Annotated in this window: 27 protein-coding genes; 11 read left to right on the top strand and 16 right to left on the bottom strand. The window is 66.8% G+C overall.

Annotated features, from left to right (window positions below):
• The first annotated feature begins 34 nt into the window (after positions 1 to 34).
• Entirely contained in the window at positions 35 to 562 is a 528-nt protein-coding gene (locus GGQ80_RS10245; RefSeq protein WP_183984421.1) for a hypothetical protein, read from the top strand.
• A 5-nt stretch (positions 563 to 567) separates the two neighbouring features.
• Here GGQ80_RS10245 and GGQ80_RS10240 read toward each other — a convergent pair whose 3' ends face one another.
• Genes GGQ80_RS10240 through GGQ80_RS10230 form a run of 3 tightly spaced genes read right to left on the bottom strand, consistent with a single transcriptional unit; the run spans position 568 to position 1,609 of the window.
• Positions 568 to 1,266, bottom strand: a complete 699-nt coding sequence (locus GGQ80_RS10240; RefSeq protein ID WP_221364319.1) for a hypothetical protein — start codon at positions 1,264 to 1,266, stop codon at positions 568 to 570.
• On the bottom strand, positions 1,266 to 1,445 hold the full coding sequence (locus GGQ80_RS10235) for a hypothetical protein (RefSeq protein ID WP_183984417.1): 180 nt from the start codon (positions 1,443 to 1,445) through the stop codon (positions 1,266 to 1,268). Before GGQ80_RS10235 ends, GGQ80_RS10240 begins: the two co-directional genes overlap by 1 nt.
• Positions 1,442 to 1,609: a hypothetical protein gene (locus GGQ80_RS10230; RefSeq protein ID WP_183984415.1), complete on the bottom strand. Its 168-nt coding sequence runs from the start codon at positions 1,607 to 1,609 to the stop codon at positions 1,442 to 1,444. Before GGQ80_RS10230 ends, GGQ80_RS10235 begins: the two co-directional genes overlap by 4 nt.
• Before the next feature lie 45 nt (positions 1,610 to 1,654).
• Here GGQ80_RS10230 and GGQ80_RS10225 point away from each other — a divergent pair, with 45 nt between their 5' ends.
• Positions 1,655 to 1,843 carry a hypothetical protein gene (locus GGQ80_RS10225; RefSeq protein WP_183984413.1) on the top strand — a complete coding sequence of 63 codons (189 nt, stop codon included), beginning with the start codon at positions 1,655 to 1,657 and terminating at the stop codon, positions 1,841 to 1,843.
• A gap of 7 nt (positions 1,844 to 1,850) precedes the next feature.
• Here GGQ80_RS10225 and GGQ80_RS10220 read toward each other — a convergent pair whose 3' ends face one another.
• From GGQ80_RS10220 to GGQ80_RS10165, 12 genes are all read right to left on the bottom strand, one after another.
• Positions 1,851 to 4,040 carry a DNA cytosine methyltransferase gene (locus tag GGQ80_RS10220; RefSeq protein WP_183984411.1) on the bottom strand — a complete coding sequence of 730 codons (2,190 nt, stop codon included), beginning with the start codon at positions 4,038 to 4,040 and terminating at the stop codon, positions 1,851 to 1,853.
• Positions 4,037 to 4,267: a hypothetical protein gene (locus GGQ80_RS10215; protein ID WP_183984409.1), complete on the bottom strand. Its 231-nt coding sequence runs from the start codon at positions 4,265 to 4,267 to the stop codon at positions 4,037 to 4,039. Before GGQ80_RS10215 ends, GGQ80_RS10220 begins: the two co-directional genes overlap by 4 nt.
• 3 nt (positions 4,268 to 4,270) lie before the next feature.
• Positions 4,271 to 5,260 (bottom strand): DUF2303 family protein, encoded by a 990-nt coding sequence (locus tag GGQ80_RS10210; RefSeq protein WP_183984407.1) that lies wholly within the window; start codon positions 5,258 to 5,260, stop codon positions 4,271 to 4,273.
• A gap of 18 nt (positions 5,261 to 5,278) precedes the next feature.
• A complete protein-coding gene (locus tag GGQ80_RS10205; protein ID WP_183984405.1) occupies positions 5,279 to 5,704 on the bottom strand; it encodes a hypothetical protein in 426 nt (141 codons plus the stop codon).
• Positions 5,705 to 5,736: 32 nt separating this feature from the next.
• The gene (locus tag GGQ80_RS10200) at positions 5,737 to 6,495 is read right to left on the bottom strand and encodes a hypothetical protein (protein ID WP_183984403.1); all 759 of its coding nucleotides are present in this window, start codon (positions 6,493 to 6,495) and stop codon (positions 5,737 to 5,739) included.
• Positions 6,492 to 6,698: a conjugal transfer protein TraR gene (locus GGQ80_RS10195; RefSeq protein ID WP_183984401.1), complete on the bottom strand. Its 207-nt coding sequence runs from the start codon at positions 6,696 to 6,698 to the stop codon at positions 6,492 to 6,494. Before GGQ80_RS10195 ends, GGQ80_RS10200 begins: the two co-directional genes overlap by 4 nt.
• A complete protein-coding gene (locus tag GGQ80_RS10190; protein WP_183984399.1) occupies positions 6,691 to 7,332 on the bottom strand; it encodes a methyltransferase in 642 nt (213 codons plus the stop codon). The genes GGQ80_RS10195 and GGQ80_RS10190 overlap by 8 nt, the downstream gene beginning before the upstream one ends.
• Positions 7,329 to 7,484 (bottom strand): hypothetical protein, encoded by a 156-nt coding sequence (locus GGQ80_RS10185; RefSeq protein ID WP_183984397.1) that lies wholly within the window; start codon positions 7,482 to 7,484, stop codon positions 7,329 to 7,331. Before GGQ80_RS10185 ends, GGQ80_RS10190 begins: the two co-directional genes overlap by 4 nt.
• Before the next feature lie 39 nt (positions 7,485 to 7,523).
• Complete coding sequence (locus GGQ80_RS10180) at positions 7,524 to 8,024, bottom strand: phage regulatory CII family protein (protein ID WP_183984395.1); 501 nt, start codon at positions 8,022 to 8,024, stop codon at positions 7,524 to 7,526.
• Positions 8,017 to 8,295: a hypothetical protein gene (locus GGQ80_RS10175; RefSeq protein ID WP_183984393.1), complete on the bottom strand. Its 279-nt coding sequence runs from the start codon at positions 8,293 to 8,295 to the stop codon at positions 8,017 to 8,019. Before GGQ80_RS10175 ends, GGQ80_RS10180 begins: the two co-directional genes overlap by 8 nt.
• A complete protein-coding gene (locus tag GGQ80_RS10170) occupies positions 8,292 to 8,906 on the bottom strand; it encodes a hypothetical protein (protein ID WP_246346994.1) in 615 nt (204 codons plus the stop codon). The genes GGQ80_RS10175 and GGQ80_RS10170 overlap by 4 nt, the downstream gene beginning before the upstream one ends.
• Before the next feature lie 118 nt (positions 8,907 to 9,024).
• Positions 9,025 to 9,231: a helix-turn-helix domain-containing protein gene (locus GGQ80_RS10165; RefSeq protein ID WP_183984391.1), complete on the bottom strand. Its 207-nt coding sequence runs from the start codon at positions 9,229 to 9,231 to the stop codon at positions 9,025 to 9,027.
• Positions 9,232 to 9,333: 102 nt separating this feature from the next.
• On the opposite strand from GGQ80_RS10165, the gene GGQ80_RS10160 reads away from it, so the two are divergent.
• The 9 genes from GGQ80_RS10160 to GGQ80_RS10120 all read left to right on the top strand — a co-directional run bounded on the left by GGQ80_RS10160 (position 9,334) and on the right by GGQ80_RS10120 (position 14,712).
• Positions 9,334 to 9,996, top strand: a complete 663-nt coding sequence (locus tag GGQ80_RS10160) for an XRE family transcriptional regulator (protein ID WP_221364318.1) — start codon at positions 9,334 to 9,336, stop codon at positions 9,994 to 9,996.
• A 314-nt stretch (positions 9,997 to 10,310) separates the two neighbouring features.
• Positions 10,311 to 11,276, top strand: coding sequence for a hypothetical protein (locus tag GGQ80_RS10155; RefSeq protein ID WP_183984387.1), 966 nt, complete (start codon positions 10,311 to 10,313; stop codon positions 11,274 to 11,276).
• 15 nt (positions 11,277 to 11,291) lie between these two features.
• Positions 11,292 to 11,675 carry an HIRAN domain-containing protein gene (locus tag GGQ80_RS10150; protein WP_246346993.1) on the top strand — a complete coding sequence of 128 codons (384 nt, stop codon included), beginning with the start codon at positions 11,292 to 11,294 and terminating at the stop codon, positions 11,673 to 11,675.
• A 117-nt stretch (positions 11,676 to 11,792) separates the two neighbouring features.
• On the top strand, positions 11,793 to 12,164 hold the full coding sequence (locus tag GGQ80_RS10145) for a DUF968 domain-containing protein (protein WP_183984383.1): 372 nt from the start codon (positions 11,793 to 11,795) through the stop codon (positions 12,162 to 12,164).
• Positions 12,161 to 12,613, top strand: coding sequence for a hypothetical protein (locus tag GGQ80_RS10140; protein WP_183984381.1), 453 nt, complete (start codon positions 12,161 to 12,163; stop codon positions 12,611 to 12,613). Before GGQ80_RS10145 ends, GGQ80_RS10140 begins: the two co-directional genes overlap by 4 nt.
• The gene (locus GGQ80_RS10135; RefSeq protein ID WP_183984379.1) at positions 12,610 to 13,029 is read left to right on the top strand and encodes a hypothetical protein; all 420 of its coding nucleotides are present in this window, start codon (positions 12,610 to 12,612) and stop codon (positions 13,027 to 13,029) included. Before GGQ80_RS10140 ends, GGQ80_RS10135 begins: the two co-directional genes overlap by 4 nt.
• Positions 13,026 to 13,298 carry a hypothetical protein gene (locus GGQ80_RS10130; RefSeq protein ID WP_183984378.1) on the top strand — a complete coding sequence of 91 codons (273 nt, stop codon included), beginning with the start codon at positions 13,026 to 13,028 and terminating at the stop codon, positions 13,296 to 13,298. Before GGQ80_RS10135 ends, GGQ80_RS10130 begins: the two co-directional genes overlap by 4 nt.
• On the top strand, positions 13,298 to 14,326 hold the full coding sequence (locus tag GGQ80_RS10125) for a phage Gp37/Gp68 family protein (protein WP_183984376.1): 1,029 nt from the start codon (positions 13,298 to 13,300) through the stop codon (positions 14,324 to 14,326). The genes GGQ80_RS10130 and GGQ80_RS10125 overlap by 1 nt, the downstream gene beginning before the upstream one ends.
• Positions 14,323 to 14,712: a thermonuclease family protein gene (locus GGQ80_RS10120; RefSeq protein ID WP_183984374.1), complete on the top strand. Its 390-nt coding sequence runs from the start codon at positions 14,323 to 14,325 to the stop codon at positions 14,710 to 14,712. The genes GGQ80_RS10125 and GGQ80_RS10120 overlap by 4 nt, the downstream gene beginning before the upstream one ends.
• A gap of 68 nt (positions 14,713 to 14,780) precedes the next feature.
• Here the strand turns inward: GGQ80_RS10120 and GGQ80_RS10115 are convergent, their stop codons facing one another.
• A complete protein-coding gene (locus GGQ80_RS10115; RefSeq protein WP_183984372.1) occupies positions 14,781 to 15,032 on the bottom strand; it encodes a hypothetical protein in 252 nt (83 codons plus the stop codon).
• Between the last annotated feature and the right edge of the window lie 35 nt (positions 15,033 to 15,067).

Below are 15,067 nucleotides of genomic sequence, written 5' to 3'. Positions count from 1 at the left end.
GCCGACTGCTCATCGGCGATGCTAAGCCAGTCGCATGAACGATGACGACTTCTCGCAGGAGCGATTTGACAGGTTGAGCGCAGGTCAGTCGATCTTGGAGATCGTGCGGAGTGGCGTCTTGTCTGCGCGGCCGAGCGAGCCGCTTTTCAGAGCAGCGGTGCTGGCGTTGGTGGTCGACCTCAACTTTCTGCTGCTGGCGATGGCCGCCGCAAATCGTCGCTTTGATCGCCTCCCGTTTGCGCCGGCAAGGCCGCGCAAGGACGGTACACCAGCGGATCTGACAGAGGTCATTCGCAGGTTCCGCAACTCGCTTTGCCACGCCGGCGGTCCTGAACGGGAATGGCTGGGTGACGAGGATGATGGCAGCTCGGTACGGGTGGGCTGGATTGTCATCGCTGGGGGTGTCGCCGGAGTTCAGGGCTGGGGCGGTCGAAAGATGCCCGCTCCACCTGATGGGGACCTGATGGTGGGCACCGGCGGTCACTTCCTGATGGTGAACGCAGATCTGCGATACGCGATAGAGGACGCGCTCGATTTCGCAGGTGTGAGTTGGCGCCGCTGACCTCGTCATGCCGCCAACTCCTCGAGCCGGTCAGCATAGGCTCGCAGGCCGCCCCATTCGTCCGTCGAGCCGCCGAAGAGCGGCAGACGATAACGATGGTGGTTTTGCGCCAAGCTGGTGCTGTCGCAGCTGACGAATGGATAGTCGCCACCGACGAGCACACCGCGCAGCATGTGCAGCGGGTGCCACCGATTGCCCATCAGAGCGGCGACCTCGTCCATGCGGGCGCGGTACGCATCGCATCCCACAGGCTCGCGCTTCGGATCGCCGATCCATCCCAAGCAGACCCGGTCGAAGCGCTCGCAGAGGCGGGCGAGGCGATCGAGCGGACCGTCCATGTGCCAGACTGGCGCGCCGCGGCTACGCCCGAACGGCCACTCGTTCACGAGGCCGTCATTCATCTGCGACGGGGCCGCCGGCTTGTCAGGGACAACTGCCCAACGCCCAGGGTGCCACAATCGGCTATCCAACCAGTCGTAATAGCTTGACCAGTCGCCCCGCCCTGCGTCCATCGGGTCAGCGCCCTGCCGCAGGGCCTCCATCCAGAAGGAGAAGGCGCCGTTATCGTACATGACGAAGGGCGCCTGTGCTTCAACGTCAGCCGTCGAATCGGGACGGTAATAGCTGACGCAGAACGCACGCGCGCCAGCGGCGATAAGCGCAGCACGCGGGGTAAGCGGGGTGCCGTGATAGACCAGCGCCATCATCGAAACCTCGCCCGTCCGCGCAGCCCGGCAGCGACCGTGAACAGGTCGGCCGCCTGGGCCAAGCTCTCGCGATCGCCGCGCTCAGCAAGCGCGACGGCTTCAGCCTCATAGCCATCGGCCAGAGCTGCCCGCGCTGCCGCCAATCGCAGCAGCTGCGCGGTTTCTTGGGCGCTCATGCGGCACCCCACACGCGCCCGGCGCTGGCCGGCGGCACGTACCGCGGCGTGACCCGCGCCATGCTGCCCGCATCCTTGCACCCCGCGCAGTCGATGCGCTGTGGGCAGGGCTCGCGTACCTCGTCGCGATAGCCGCAGGGGCAGGCGAAGCTGGCGACGCTCATGCAGTTGCGCCTTGACCTGCCCTACCGCCGAATCGCTGGTACGCTATGCTGTCGTTCATGACAGACGAAGAGTTCGCAGCCGCCTTCATGCCAGAAGGCAAGTTCACCACTGCCAGCCTAGAGCCGCTATCCCGCGAGGCGTTGCTGCACGCCGCGGGACAGCTGCGGGAGCGCGGCATGCACGAGGAGGCCGACAAGACCTTCGCTGATGCGCAGCGCATGCCGCTGGTATAAACGCCGCTCACGCCACCGCCCTCACAGCAGCGTCGCACGGCTGATTTGCAGCGACGAGCGCGCGCGCTACCGGAGGGCAGACGCTGTTACCGATCGCGCTGATCTGCGCGGCAAGCGGCAGGCGGCCGAACTTCTGCTTGCCGCTAGCCGTCGTGTACCAGCATTCGGGGTCCAGGACGTACGTGTCAGGGAAGCCTTGCGCGCGGGCCAGCTCTCGCGGCCTCAGCATGCGCAGCCCAATGTCGACGATGACGTACGTCTTCGCGTCGATCGTGACCGTCACCACCGCGAAGCGGGCCTTGGTGGTGATGCAGTCGAGCGGCCGATCCGCCGCTTGGCTCTGCGCCACCTCGTTCTCCCCGTCGGTCCCGTAGTATTTCACCAGGAACGCGGCGACGCGGGTGGCGCTCTCCATCAGCGCGGGAGGTAGGTCGCCCTCCTCGATCATGGTCGTCTCGACGAGGCGCTGAGTGGAGCCCTTGCCGACGATGGTACTGAGCGGCTTGGACGCGCTGTGGCCAGGATGGATGCCGCCGTGCGGCATCGTATTCGCCTGCTCGAGATGAGCAGCGACGACCGAATGGTGATTGGCGCCGGCGAGGATCGTCTTGAGTGGGAGATCGGGCTTGCCGCGCCCGCCATTGGTGTTGCTGGTGTACATCGAGGAAAGGAAGGCGGTTACCGCGGCCGACTTCCCCCCGCCGCCCGCCGTCGTGGCGCCGATCGGCTCGTCGGCCGGGGCCGGGGTCGAGTTTCCGAACTGGCGATCGATCAGCGGCGCCATGGCCGCGGTCACCGCGGCGCCCTGCGACCCCGTGGCGGTCACGGTGCCGAGCGGCTTGCCGAGGTCGAGAGCGCGCGGATCCTGCCCCTCGCGCTCGCCGTTCCCCATCTTGACGAGCGTCGCCGCCGCGAGGCCGTTCGTGTCTTTGGCCGACGCCGCGACCGTATGGTGCGGCTCGTCGACTGCACGCGAGTGCCCGCCGTGCTGCCCGTAGGTGACGAAAGGTGCCAAGGTTGTGCCGACCATCACCTTCTTGCAGCCGGTAGCCACGACCGTGTGCATCGGCTCGTCCGCCGCGGAGAAAGGTTTCTCGCGGTTGGCCATGCTGGCGACATGCGGCGCAAGCACCGCGCCGACGACGCCTAGGGGGCTGGCGCCAGCGGGACGGGCCGGCTCGCCATTGGCGGTCACCGTGGGCATTGGCAGGTCAGCAGCCGAACCGATCGAGCCGGTGCGGAATTTCGTTATGTGGGGCGCGACCTGCGCGTCGACCACGCCGAACTCGGCCTGAGTCGTGACGGTCCTCACAGGATCCTGTGGATCGAAGGTGCGAGCTGCGCGGGTGTTGGTGAAGGCCGTCCCGACGATGAACGGTCTCGCGGCATCAACGACGTAGCGCATCACGCCATGCGCGATCCGCCGCTTGGTGGCGTCCGCGAGCTCCTTCTTGCGCCCGAAGATGGATGGGCAGGGCTCAGCCCAGTCGATGCACTCGGCAGCCGTGCGATAGGAGAGCAGCTTGCCTGATCGAACGCCCGGGCTGCCAGGCGCGCCATGCGTCGGCTTCGGCTTGACGATCGGCAGCCCGTCGCGGCGCATGACCATGTAGAGGCGCTTGCGGCTGGTCGGGGCACCGTAGTCGCAGGCACGCAGGATGAACCAGCGAACGCGATAGCCGAGCGCGCGGATCGACCGGACGAACCGCCTGAACTCGCGGCCTTCCTGTCCAGCGATCGGGCGGCCATCGGCGTCTAGCGGCGCCGCATACTCGAATTCCTCGACGTTCTCGAGATAGCCGCAGGTCGGCCGCACCTCGTCAAGCCAGTGCACCACCTCCCAGCAGAGCGCACGAATGGACCGATCCTTGACCGGGCCGCCCTTTGCCTTGCTGAATTCCTTGCAATCGGGGCTGAACCAGGCGCCCGCGACCTCGCGATGCCGCGTGACCTGCCGGGGCAGGAAGGGCTGCCGGATATCGGTGCATAGGTGCTCTGTCTGAGGGTGGTTGGCCGCGTGGATCGCAATCGCCGTGTGGCTGTGGTTGATCGCGATGTCGACTTCGCGGCCGATTGCTTGTGCGATGCCCGTCGACGCACCACCGCCACCGGCAAAGCCGTCGATAAACAGGCCGTCCACCTGGATCGGGGTGAAGGCGAGAGCGGCACTCGCAACAAAGCCGGTAACGGCGCTCACCGCCCCATCTCCGCGCGCAGCTGGTCCACCTTCGGCCGAGCCCGCTCGAAGCGATGTGACCGATAGGATGCCGTCTTCCGCTTGCGGCGCTCGGCCTGGGCGGCGCAGCCATCGGCGATGGATGCGTCGAGCAGGGCACGCTGGCGCTGCTCAGGGGTGGGCTCCTGCCGGTCGGCCGCCGCGAACGGGGCCTGACCGGCGAGAATGCGTGCGATCAGGCCCCGCACCGCTCAGGCCTCCGGGGCGCCGTAGAAGACCGCCGCCGGCGTCTCGGCGCGGACCTTGTCCACCGCCTCCGCGAATGCGTGGTCGAACGAGCGGTCAGCCCGATAGAGGTCGTACCAGAACTTCACGCCCTCGGCCGTCTTCCGGTACCGGAGGCGGGCGCCGATGCGGTAGAACGGCCCCTTGTTGAAGATCGGGATGGCGATGAAGAACATCGTCGGTACCTTCACGACGCCGCCGCTGCGACCCCGCGTCTCGTGCTCGACCGAGAACCGGATATGCCCCTCGCCCGACGAGAGGTTGTTGGCCTCCTCGACATTCGCCTGTTCGAACACCTTCAGCCCACGCGACAGCTCGATCAGCGTCGCATAGTCGGCGATCGCATCCTCGCCGCCGTTCACGGCAACGAAGCGGCTTAGGTCGTCGGGGAACTCGTCGCCGGCGATGGCGATGTCGCCGATCCGGTCCTCGAGGAACAGCGCAAACTGACCCATGGTCATCGCGGTGCCGTTGACCTTCTGCCAGGCTTTCCACTCGTCGCTGAGCGGGAAGGCGAAGGTCGTGCGGTGCTTGCCGTGACGATAGGCGCCATGCTCGCCCTCGAGGACGTTGTCCTGGCGATGGTAATCGAGCACCGCCGTCAACTTGGGACTGTCGCGGCGATCGTCGGCGAAGACCGCCGTGTCGCCGTCGCCGAACCGGTTGACGTGGTCGATGAAGCTGGCGAGCGCCGTCATCGTGGCCGTGCCGCGGCGGAATCGCGGAGCACCGCGCGCGCCGTCGAAGACGTCGGCCGGAATGGGCGCCATACCACCGTCGCGGTCAAGCAGCGCCAGCACCGTCAGATCCGTGCCGGGCTCGGTCACCTCAACGATGGTCGCGCTCAGGCTGTCGGCGATGAACTCGCGGGTCGCCTTGAACACGTCGCCAACGCCCTCGGCGGTTGGGCTGGGCACCTCGATCACCGCGAGGCCGTTCTCAATCTCGTCTGCCATGTGTCAGTCCTTCCGGGGTCAGACCGTCCGCGTGTCGCGGGCGGAGTTGTCGGCGACCACGCGGGTGCCGAAGAACACGCCCTGGTCGGGGCGATTGCGGGAGAGGCGGCCCTCGTCGTCCGAGAACAGCAGCGTGCCGGGCTGGTCGGGCGTGGGCGCCACGATCTTCAGCGACGGCGTCACGACGTGGGCGCCGTTCATCATCTTGATGTCGAGCTTGATGGCGATCGAGCCCTTGGCGACGCCCTTCGCATTGTCGGCGTGGTCGGCGATCTTGGTCACCAGCTCGCGCAGCTCCGCCGACGCGTCCAGGTCGAACTGGCCGTCGTTGAGCAGGCGGATGGTGTCGGCGAACGTCGCCGAGGGCGGGGGCAGGCGGCTCCCGTCGGCGGCACGAGTGGAGAGGATCTCCCCCGTGTCGCGGTCGAACGCTTCTTCGGTCATGGTGGTGCTCTCCGCTGTTGAAGGTGTGGCGCTCATGCGAGCTTGCTCCAGGCATCCCGTTGCCAGCCGTTGCGCTCGGCACGGGCGATGACGTCGGCGGCGGTCAGGATGCTCGACCCGCGACGCCAGTGATTGCCCTTGGGGTCGTACCGGCCGCTGGCATCGCAGCGTGCGACGGGGCCAAGGCGGCGCAGGAAGTCAGCCGCCTGGCCCGCCAGCGACCAGTCGCGCTTTGCGGGGTCAAATGGAGTGCCGAACTTCGACGCGCGCGTCGCTCCAGTCGCGACGGCGCGGGAGGTGGCAGCGGGCCGCACGGCGACGCGCTCCCTCGCTTCACGAGCAAGACGGTTGCGATAGGCGGCGCGACGGTCGAAGCCCGCCTCTTCATCCCACCGGCGCACGACGTCGACTGACACGCCGTAGCGCTCGGCCGCCGCAGCCTGGGTCATGTCCAGCGTGACCTTGAAGTCGTCGGGCATGGGCTTCACGGAGCGCTGCAGCGGGGTGGCGCCAGTCTCGCCAATCCACCGATGCACCGTCGTATATGCCGCCCCGTAGTGCGCCATCAGCTGCTCGACGTGGAGGCGAGCGGCGACGTCAGCGAAGTCGTCGGGGGCAGGGCGCCCGTAGATGCGCTTCTTCGGCCGATCGAAGCCCAGCTCGTCCGCCTTGTTGAAGACGGTTCGATAGGAGCAGCGCAGGGCGTCCTTGATGGTGTGGCCATCGGCGCCGGCGGCGATCATGTCGCGGAGCTTGCCGATGCGCTCTTCGGTCCAGGGTTCGTGCTTCACCGCCGGCGCTCCCGCTTGTCGCGGCACCGCGCGCAGAGCAGCAGCCCAGCCACCTCGACGAGGCGCGGGCTGTCCTCGACGCACCCTTCGCACTCGCCAGGCTGGCCGCGCGGGATCGCAGCGCTCGCGCGCCGGGCCGCGGCGACATGCCGGTCGGTGTGAGCCTCCGCGAAATCCGCGGCGATGTCGAACTGGTCAGCCATGGGCAGCCTCCGCGAGCGAGGCGTAATCTTCCGTGCGCTCGAGCCGCTTGCGGCAGGGCGGTATCCAGCACAGCCGCGTGTCCTGGGATCCGTGGACCCAGACCAGCCAAGCATAAGCTGTGGCGCTCGAGGCGGATGGGTCCACCTTGCCTGCGACCATCGGCACTCGCTCAGCGAACTGCAGCACCGCGGCTGGGGGATTCGACGAGAACAGCGACTCGTATCGGCCTATGCCCTCAAGGAACGCAGCCCGGAGGATCACAGCACAGCCGACGCGGCTAGTGGCGAGCGCCCGCTCGATGAACCGGTCAGCGAGGGTGAAGGGCGGGTTGGTGATCGTCCAATCGACGACAGAGAGCTCGAAGGGAAAGAGGTAGTCCTCTTGCCGCCAGCCCATGCCGTAATCAGCGATATCGCTGGCATCGACGTTATCGAAATATTCGGCGAGCGCTCGAACCATGTACCCGCGATTCGCTGCCGGCTCGCGGCACGACTGCTCTCCCAAGGCATAGCCATCGCCGGTCAGCCATTCGCACAGAGCCCTGGTGGCCCACGGCGGGGTTGGGAAATCGTCGAGCGAGCGCAGCGGCTGCACGCGGCGCTGCATGACCGCCGTCGAACGGTTCTGGCTCATCGCGCGACGCCCACGCTCGGCGCCCAGGCAACCGGGTGCCAGCCGATCGTCACCGCGCCGAGGCGGAACAGCTCCGTCGGCAGCGCGGTCGGCTCAAGCCGCAGTTTCTCACTCGCAGAAGCGGGGTGCTTCTGCGCCATGGTGGCGGTCATCGGTCGTACTCCTGGCGGGTGGCGACCCGCGGTTGATCCTCAGTCGGACTTGCCGTCGGCGAGCCGTTGCAGTTGGTGGCGTAGCTTGGCCGACGCCCGGTCGAGGTCGGCGAGGTGGTCGAGAGCGGCCTGCGCCTCGCGGGGCGACACCTCAGTGCCAGCGTCGCTGGTGCCGCTCAGGGCCTCCGAAATGGCGCGCGACACGTCGCCCAGCTCGCAGCTGAGATCGATCACGCTCATCTGCAGGCAGCGATCGTCGGTGACCGGCTCCGGCAGCATGATGAAAACGCCACCAAGCAGCCCCGCCATCGCGTTGATGATGTGGGGGTGGCCCGCCTCGCCGGCGCCGATCGCATCGATGCGGACGGCGTCGCGCACCGAGATGCTGTCGCGATGGTTCGGGGAGCAGCAGCGCGAGATCTGGCTATCGGAGACCTTCGTCTCGTCCTCGCAGACCTTAAGGCCGCCCGCGGCCTGCACCGCGCGCTTCGTCGCAGCGGCCAGGCGCTGCTCGTCGGCGGGGAGCTTCCCCTCAACCATGGTTCTCGATCCGTTCGAATGCGTGGGAAACGCGGCTGGCGTTTCCCGAAGTCAGAGGGGCGCCGTCGCGCGTATTGCCGACGACATGGACAGCAGCTCGCTCCTCACCGCGCCCAAGGCGCTCCGCATCGCGGTCGCCCGTGACCTGGTGGAACGGCATGCCGTTGACGTCGTGGCGGCCGAGCGCCGCAGCCGCGCTGGTCACCGCATAGGGGGCGCCAACGGCGACGGTGCAGGCTGCGCCCACGGCAGCGATCGCCCGCGCGCTCATGCCAGCTGCGCCTCGACAGCGGACGTGAACGGCAGCAGGGCGTCATGCTCGCCGCAGCCGCGACCGACCAATTCGCCATGCTCGCCGCCGGTGAAATCGCGCCAATGGGTCCAGCCCTGGGGGCAGATGAACCCCCACTCGCGGACCTTCGGGCCGGTGATGAAAAGCGACAGCGCGCGCTCGCCCGGCAGGATTTCGAGCCGATGAGCGGCCGTCGCCTCGCGGCTGCCGACCCATCCGGCGCCGCGCATAAACGAGCCATCGGGCGTATGCTCGACATAGCGGCCATCCAGCAGCATCGAGGTGTTCGCCCAAGGGTGATCGTGCAGCGCGCGATCGTCGTCGCTGCGCAGGATCTCGTGCAGGTAAACGTTGCACGCCTCGTTGCGCGGAATGACCCACCAGCGGCGCAGGTACGGCGCGTCAGCGGGTCCGATCACGAAGTCGGGCGCCCGCTCCATCATTGCGGCAGCCCACGCGATGAGCTGCTCGGGCGTGGCGTAGGCGAGGGGCCTCATGCCGCCACCGCCCGCGCTGGCGCGCTGTGATCGTGATGCGTGCTGCCGGCCGTAAGGGAGGAACAGCCGGCAGCACGAGGTTCCGGCGTGCAACGGGGGTCGCAAATCACGCCGGCTTCGGGAGCGGAGAGGGTGCTCCGAAGTTCGCAGTCAGGAACGGTGCAGGTGCGGGCCTCGGGATGACCAACCCATGCGCCACAGCGACAGGTGCTCATGCGGCCTCCTCGGCAAGGATTCCGAAGAAATCATTCGGGGTGACGGCTCCCGATGTTTCCTTGACCACAAGCGGCATCGTGTCGCGATCGGGGATGCGCTCGCCGGCGACGTACCGCCGCACAGCTTCCGACGAGCGGCCGATCCGGGTCGCGAACTGCGGCCCAGTCATCCCCTTGTCTTCAAGCCATTCCTTGAGCGTCATTCGATGATCTCCTCGAAACACCACTATGGTGTTATTCGGGGCCATTCGTCAACACCAAAATGGAGTATGGGGCTGGCGCACCATTCTGGTGCAAGAAGCGGCATGGCCAGCGCCAACAACATCGAACGGCTCAGGGGAGAGCGCGGCTGGTCACGGCCTGAGCTTGGCCGGCGCATGGGGACGAGCGGTCAGCAGGTCGAGCGGCTGGAGAAAGCGCAACGTCGACTGACGACTGATTGGATCGACAGGGCCGCCGCTGCGCTCGGTGTGTCACCCAGCGACATCATCGCAGCAGAGCCGGCGCCGATGCAGCCTCTGCCAGATCAGCCCGTCGCGCGGTCCGCCGATGCGGGCGAGACGGTCGAGATCGTCCAGCTGGACCTCTCGCTGCCGATGGGCCCGGGCGCGACCGTAGACGAGTACATCGAGGAGGAGCCGATCCGCTTCGACCTCGGCTATGTCCGCTCGTTCACCCGCACGCCGCCGCACCGCCTGCGCATCGCCCGCGGCGTCGGCGATTCAATGTACCCGACGCTCAACAGCAACGACCTGGTGTGGATCGACAGCACGCAGACCGACCTCAACCAGCAGGACCGCGTCTGGGCGGTGTCGATCAACGGGGCGGCGGCGATCAAGCGGCTCCGCCGCCTTTCGGGGGACCGGGTGATGGTCGTCTCGGATAACCCAGCGATCGAGAATTATGAGGTGGAACGCGCCGAACTGCTGATCGGTGGGAGGGTCATTCGTTTCGCACGGGATCTATGAACGGCTAGACGGCTATGCCGGAGGGTTAGTTAATACGACATGATGCCTCGCATCGGCACCACACTGGGCAATGGACTATCCGACTTTAGTGTCGTGCTTCGGTGCCCATCCTGCGCGCGACAGTCAAACGCTGCTTTTGCCTTGGTCGAGCAGACTTTTGAACGGACGACATACCGATGCCGTGGTTGCAAAACTATGCTCCTACGCATCACGCTCTATAGTGGCGATTATGCCTCAAAACCGCGCGATTCGCTTCTGCTGAGCGGTATGCTGGTGGAGTGGTTCGGCGAGATGTTTGTTAAGCCGCAAGATAGGTGAAGTTGCTCATGAGGATGATGGTTGCTGTGCTGTTCTTGGCGTTGACCGCGTCAGTGGCCGCTCAAGCTCCACAGAAAGAGCCCAATAGAAGCGGGGCTACAGAGCGTGAGCAGCAAAGCGCCCAACGCGCGCCTCTGTCGGTTCGGATTGTCGAAGATCAGGATGACGCCGCACGCCGCCGCGCAAGCGAGGACGCAGCCCGAGAAGACCGCAAGGCCCAGGCCGATGCTCAAAGCCAATCCGTGCGCGCGGCATGGGCGCAAGCGATTTTTGGCTTTCTGACCTTCGTTTTGCTGTTCATCACCCTGATCTACACTGCGAGGGCAGCCAAAGCGGCCGAACGGTCTGCCGACGCTGCTCAGGATGCAAGCGGGGCGGCGGCAGGCGCCCTCGAGCATACCGTAGAAGCAGCGAAAGCCGCAACACGTAGTGCAACGGCGGCCGAACGAACGATCGAACAGGGGCAGCAGCAGTTCAATTTGTCTAACCGACCATGGGCGACGATCTCCCCGGAAATTGCATCGGCCTCGCAGATGCGGTTGATGCAAGAGGATGGATCGATCGTCGAAACCGATGGGCTGGTTCTCATCCCAATCGTGCGCAATATCGGAAGGTTACCAGCAAAGCGCATGCAGCTGGACGTCAGCTTCGATGAACTTCCTGCTAACTCAACGCGGCAGTGGCCCGAGCCGACGTGGTCCGGCGTTGCATTTACGGTGGCGCCCGGCCAGCGAATTGCGGCTGATCGGATACCAATTCCTGCAGAAACTGTTGATCGTGTGTTTAATCGGGCGACAAAGTTTGCCGTCATAGTCAACGTGCGTTATCTCGACCCCCAGAACGATCAAGAACATCAATCAGTAAGCGAATACGAGTTAGATATGGCAACGCCCTATTCAGAAGTGGCGAAAGATAATATGTCGGGAGTACAGATTCGGCCATTGAACTCAGAGATGGCTTAGCTTGCAGCCATGCAAATGAGCTTGGCGGTTGTGGGCGCTGACCATCCCAACAAGCGTGGCCCTGCGCGCCGGTTTGAGCTAGCGCTATGCTTGCAGGGCGAGGAGGTGGACCTCGTGCCCGAGCCAAAAAACCCGGTAGACGAGCACGCGATCGCCGTCTTCTCGGCTCGCGGCGTCCAACTGGGCTATCTGACCGCCGAGCGCGCACCCTGGATCGGAGGCATGCTGAAGAACGGGCGGGAGATCGCGGCCGTCTTCCAAGCTCAGGCCTCGTTCGGCGCCTGGATCCGCGTCGCATTCGATGGCGAGAAGCCGTTTCTCCCAAGCATAGCGGCGGCACCACCTCCGCCCGAGCCGGTGGGGCCGAGGGTTGAGCGCGACTTCGATTGGGGCTGCTGACAACACCAAAACGGTGTTGACACCGTAACACCATTGTGGTGTAGATTATTCCAGCGCGGCACCCCGCCGCCTGGAGACGCCCCGGTGCTCACCCGCCGATCATCCCTGCCTCGGTCGATGTTCACGACCAAGAAGCCGCCTAGGGCAGGGCGCCCGGCGTGGAAGTGCGCCGAGGAATTCAGGCGCTGGCTGCGGAAGCTGCCGTGCCCCTGCTGCGCGCACCCCGGTAGCGAGCGCAATCCGATTATCGCCGCCCACGTCGACCATGCGGGCGGGAAGGGCACGTCGACCAAGGTGGCCGACAAGCATTGCATCCCGCTGTGCGACGACTGCCACACGAAGCAGCACGCGATGGGCTGGCGGTCGTTCGAGCTGTCGCTACCCCTGCATGACGGGGTCAAGCTGGCCGAGGCATACTGGCTGCAGTGGCCGGGCAGGGTGGCGTGGGAGCGTGAGCTAGCCGAGAGCGGCCAGGCGGTGCGCGCATGAAGCCCGCCCGCATGCAGCTGCCCGCGCCGGTCGATCCCGACCTCGAGCGCGCGATCGCCGAACTGGCGTTCACCGTCCGCCGGATCCGCGACGTCGAGAGCATGCTCATCGATCCGAACTCGAAGCACTATCCCCGCCTCATGCAGATGATCCACGAGCGTGCGGATCTCTGGCAGGAGGTGGCCAACCGTGCCGAGAAGCTGAACCTGCCCACCCGGGCGCTGGGGCTGATCGTCGAGGAAGCCGACCGGCTTCGGAAGCGGCGCGGGCGGAAGGCACCGCTCGCCGACGTGCTTCGCGCGGTCGAGGTGCTGCAGGAGCAGGTCGCCCGCGACCGGCAGGAAGCCGCGGTCGAGCTGCGCATCATGCAACTGGCTGACGGCCGCGCGCAGCAGCGCGTCGACGCCGCGGCCGGCGCCCGCACCTATCTTGAGGCGTGCCGCGCATGAGCCGCCTCGACCCGAACACGCCGCCCATCGGCCGCCAGCCGCTCGGCATCAAGGTGACCCCCTCGAAGGCGGGCTCGCCCTGGATCGGCACGATCGCGGACGCCGTGCGCGGCGATGTGGCCGTCGAGGGCGGTCAGCGCTTCACGCTCGAGCAGCAGCGCGAGCTGATGACGAGAGGCGGGGACGTTCCGACCGCGCCAACGCTGGTCGTCAAGCGCCAGGCGGAGTGGAATGAACTCTGGTGGCCGCTCGGCTCTCTGCCGCCCGTCTTTGCATTCGAATGCCCGATTGTCGGGCGCCGCGGGGATCGCGTGAAGGTGATCGCGCCCAGCGGAGTGGTGAAGCTCGTCGCCGAGGATGGTTGGGCTCACCGCCCGTACCGCCGCGCCCGCGACCAATGGGGAAACAAGCTGTGACCGGCATCTTGCACGTCGGCGACTGGTCGCCCGTCGCCATCGCTCAATACGCGTTGGGGCTCGGTGCCCTCGCCATGATGGCCGCGCTCTCGATCGTCATCCTCTACGGCGACTTCTGGCGCCAGCGGCACCGCATCTGGGCTGTCCTGCGCGGCCGGCAGCCGCTCTACCCCGTACCCCAAGCCGACCTGGAGGCACCCCACGCCTCGGCATCCACCCAGCTCCGTCGCGACAGGTCCGCGGCCGAGCCGACCCGTGAGGCCGCGTGATGGCGGAGAACAGCGCGATCGAGTGGTGCGACCACACCTTCAACCCGTGGGAAGGTTGCCAGAAGGTCGGGCCCGGCTGCGACCACTGCTATGCTGAAACGCGCAACGCGCGGTTTGGCGGCGGCACCGCCGTGAACTGGGGTCCGGGCGCGCCGCGCCGGCGGACGTCCGCCAGTAATTGGCGGAAGCCGCGCCAGTGGCAGGCGGCCGCGGCGCAGTTCCTGACCGATCACGGCCGCCGGCAACGCGTGTTCTGCGCTAGCCTCGCCGACGTGTTCGACAATGCCGCGGATCCCGCCTGGCGCACCGATCTGTTCGCTCTGATCCGGGACACGCCCGATCTCGACTGGCTGCTGCTGACCAAGCGGATCGGCAACGTCGCCAATATGCTTCCCGTGCCATTCGACTTCGAGAGCCAGTACCCGAACGTCTGGCTGGGCGCGACCGTGGTGAACCAGGCGGAGGCGGAGCGTGATGTGCCGAAGCTGCTCGCAACTCCCGCGCGCGTGCGGTTCTTGTCGATTGAGCCCATGCTTGGGCCGATCAGCTTGGAGCAGGCGTGGTACGGGGAGAATGCGCTCGACAGCGAATGCTGGGGCAACTGCGGCTGGTGCGAAAAGGGCTATCCGCCGCTTTGGAATTGCCAGCGTGACTGGAGCGGCGCCCGATACGAAGCTGGCGCACGGTGCCGCTCGGGGCTCGACTGGATCATCGTCGGCGGCGAGAGCGGGCCGGGCGCTCGGCCGTTGCATCCCGACTGGGCCCGCCAGCTGCGCGACGAATGCGAAGCCGCAAGCGTGCCGTTCCTATTCAAGCAGTGGGGCGAGCACGACCTCTCCTACGATCGCGAGCGCGACGACCCGGACTGGCGGCGTTGCGGCGATCAGGAGCGGCGGCCCGGGCGCTGGATCAACCTTGAAGGCGGCTGGGGTTTTCACGGGGAGCGCGTCCACTACGCCGCCCGCGTAGGTAAGAAAGCGGCCGGTCGCTTGCTCGACGGCCTCCAGCATGATGGAGCGCCAGGATGATCTCGCTCCCGCCGTCGTTCACCTGCGAGGTCGTCCGCGTCCATGATGGGGACGGGCCGCTGTGGTGCCGGTCGGGTGAGAAGGTCCGCGTTGCCGGCATCCAGGCGCCCGACTTCGCCAGCGCGGAGCCGTGCCGCCGCCCAGCCGCGCGCCGCGCCGCCTATACCTGCGACGATCGCGCCGCGGTCCGCAGCCGGGACATCGTGGCCCGGTTGACGTTGGGCCGTCGCATCAGCTGCCAGCCGGTCGACCAAAGCTATTCGCGCATCGTGGCGCGCTGCACGCTGCCGGATGGCAGGTCGCTCAGCTGCGCGGCGATCGCCGCCGGCGCCGCCGTCCGTTGGGATCGGTACTGGCGCCGCTATCGTATGGGGGAGTGCCGCTGATGTTTTCGTCGAGCGCCGCCGCCTTGGCAAAAACCGCTCCGTCGATGCGCTTTGCGGCTGGCCTTGCCTCAGACGTCAACGAGGTACAGCGGCACGTCTCGGAGCGCCGTTGCAGCCGCGGTAAAGGGCCGGGCACCTCGGTCCGGAAACGACGCCAGGCACAAGCGCAGATCACTGGCCTTGAGCTTGTGTGCCCACTTGATGGCGTCCACGAAGGACCCCTCGAACACGACGTCTCTCGAGCCACGATCGGCCGGATTGGTCGTCGTGCTTGGCTGAGTGATCACAGTTCTTTCATTCGGTCGAAGCTTCAGCAGCATCGTCAGTCCTCTAGAGGCGCTGCGGGAGTGTATGC

Origin of the sequence: Sphingomonas jinjuensis, assembly GCF_014197105.1 — a bacterium.
GTDB classification, from domain to species: domain Bacteria; phylum Pseudomonadota; class Alphaproteobacteria; order Sphingomonadales; family Sphingomonadaceae; genus Sphingomonas; species Sphingomonas jinjuensis.
This window is presented reverse-complemented; position numbering and strand designations above follow the sequence as displayed.

Excerpts from the sequence above, each read along its gene's own strand:
- GGQ80_RS10245 (WP_183984421.1), top strand. The coding sequence starts at position 35 with ATGAACGATGACGACTTCTCGCAGGAGCGATTTGACAGGTTGAGCGCA.
- GGQ80_RS10240 (WP_221364319.1), bottom strand. The coding sequence starts at position 1,266 with ATGGCGCTGGTCTATCACGGCACCCCGCTTACCCCGCGTGCTGCGCTT.
- GGQ80_RS10235 (WP_183984417.1), bottom strand. The coding sequence starts at position 1,445 with ATGAGCGCCCAAGAAACCGCGCAGCTGCTGCGATTGGCGGCAGCGCGG.
- GGQ80_RS10230 (WP_183984415.1), bottom strand. The coding sequence starts at position 1,609 with ATGAGCGTCGCCAGCTTCGCCTGCCCCTGCGGCTATCGCGACGAGGTA.
- GGQ80_RS10225 (WP_183984413.1), top strand. The coding sequence starts at position 1,655 with ATGCTGTCGTTCATGACAGACGAAGAGTTCGCAGCCGCCTTCATGCCA.
- GGQ80_RS10210 (WP_183984407.1), bottom strand. The coding sequence starts at position 5,260 with ATGGCAGACGAGATTGAGAACGGCCTCGCGGTGATCGAGGTGCCCAGC.
- GGQ80_RS10205 (WP_183984405.1), bottom strand. The coding sequence starts at position 5,704 with ATGACCGAAGAAGCGTTCGACCGCGACACGGGGGAGATCCTCTCCACT.
- GGQ80_RS10195 (WP_183984401.1), bottom strand. The coding sequence starts at position 6,698 with ATGGCTGACCAGTTCGACATCGCCGCGGATTTCGCGGAGGCTCACACC.
- GGQ80_RS10190 (WP_183984399.1), bottom strand. The coding sequence starts at position 7,332 with ATGAGCCAGAACCGTTCGACGGCGGTCATGCAGCGCCGCGTGCAGCCG.
- GGQ80_RS10185 (WP_183984397.1), bottom strand. The coding sequence starts at position 7,484 with ATGACCGCCACCATGGCGCAGAAGCACCCCGCTTCTGCGAGTGAGAAA.
- GGQ80_RS10180 (WP_183984395.1), bottom strand. The coding sequence starts at position 8,024 with ATGGTTGAGGGGAAGCTCCCCGCCGACGAGCAGCGCCTGGCCGCTGCG.
- GGQ80_RS10175 (WP_183984393.1), bottom strand. The coding sequence starts at position 8,295 with ATGAGCGCGCGGGCGATCGCTGCCGTGGGCGCAGCCTGCACCGTCGCC.
- GGQ80_RS10165 (WP_183984391.1), bottom strand. The coding sequence starts at position 9,231 with ATGACGCTCAAGGAATGGCTTGAAGACAAGGGGATGACTGGGCCGCAG.
- GGQ80_RS10160 (WP_221364318.1), top strand. The coding sequence starts at position 9,334 with ATGGCCAGCGCCAACAACATCGAACGGCTCAGGGGAGAGCGCGGCTGG.
- GGQ80_RS10150 (WP_246346993.1), top strand. The coding sequence starts at position 11,292 with ATGAGCTTGGCGGTTGTGGGCGCTGACCATCCCAACAAGCGTGGCCCT.
- GGQ80_RS10145 (WP_183984383.1), top strand. The coding sequence starts at position 11,793 with ATGTTCACGACCAAGAAGCCGCCTAGGGCAGGGCGCCCGGCGTGGAAG.
- GGQ80_RS10140 (WP_183984381.1), top strand. The coding sequence starts at position 12,161 with ATGAAGCCCGCCCGCATGCAGCTGCCCGCGCCGGTCGATCCCGACCTC.
- GGQ80_RS10135 (WP_183984379.1), top strand. The coding sequence starts at position 12,610 with ATGAGCCGCCTCGACCCGAACACGCCGCCCATCGGCCGCCAGCCGCTC.
- GGQ80_RS10125 (WP_183984376.1), top strand. The coding sequence starts at position 13,298 with ATGGCGGAGAACAGCGCGATCGAGTGGTGCGACCACACCTTCAACCCG.
- GGQ80_RS10120 (WP_183984374.1), top strand. The coding sequence starts at position 14,323 with ATGATCTCGCTCCCGCCGTCGTTCACCTGCGAGGTCGTCCGCGTCCAT.
- GGQ80_RS10115 (WP_183984372.1), bottom strand. The coding sequence starts at position 15,032 with ATGCTGCTGAAGCTTCGACCGAATGAAAGAACTGTGATCACTCAGCCA.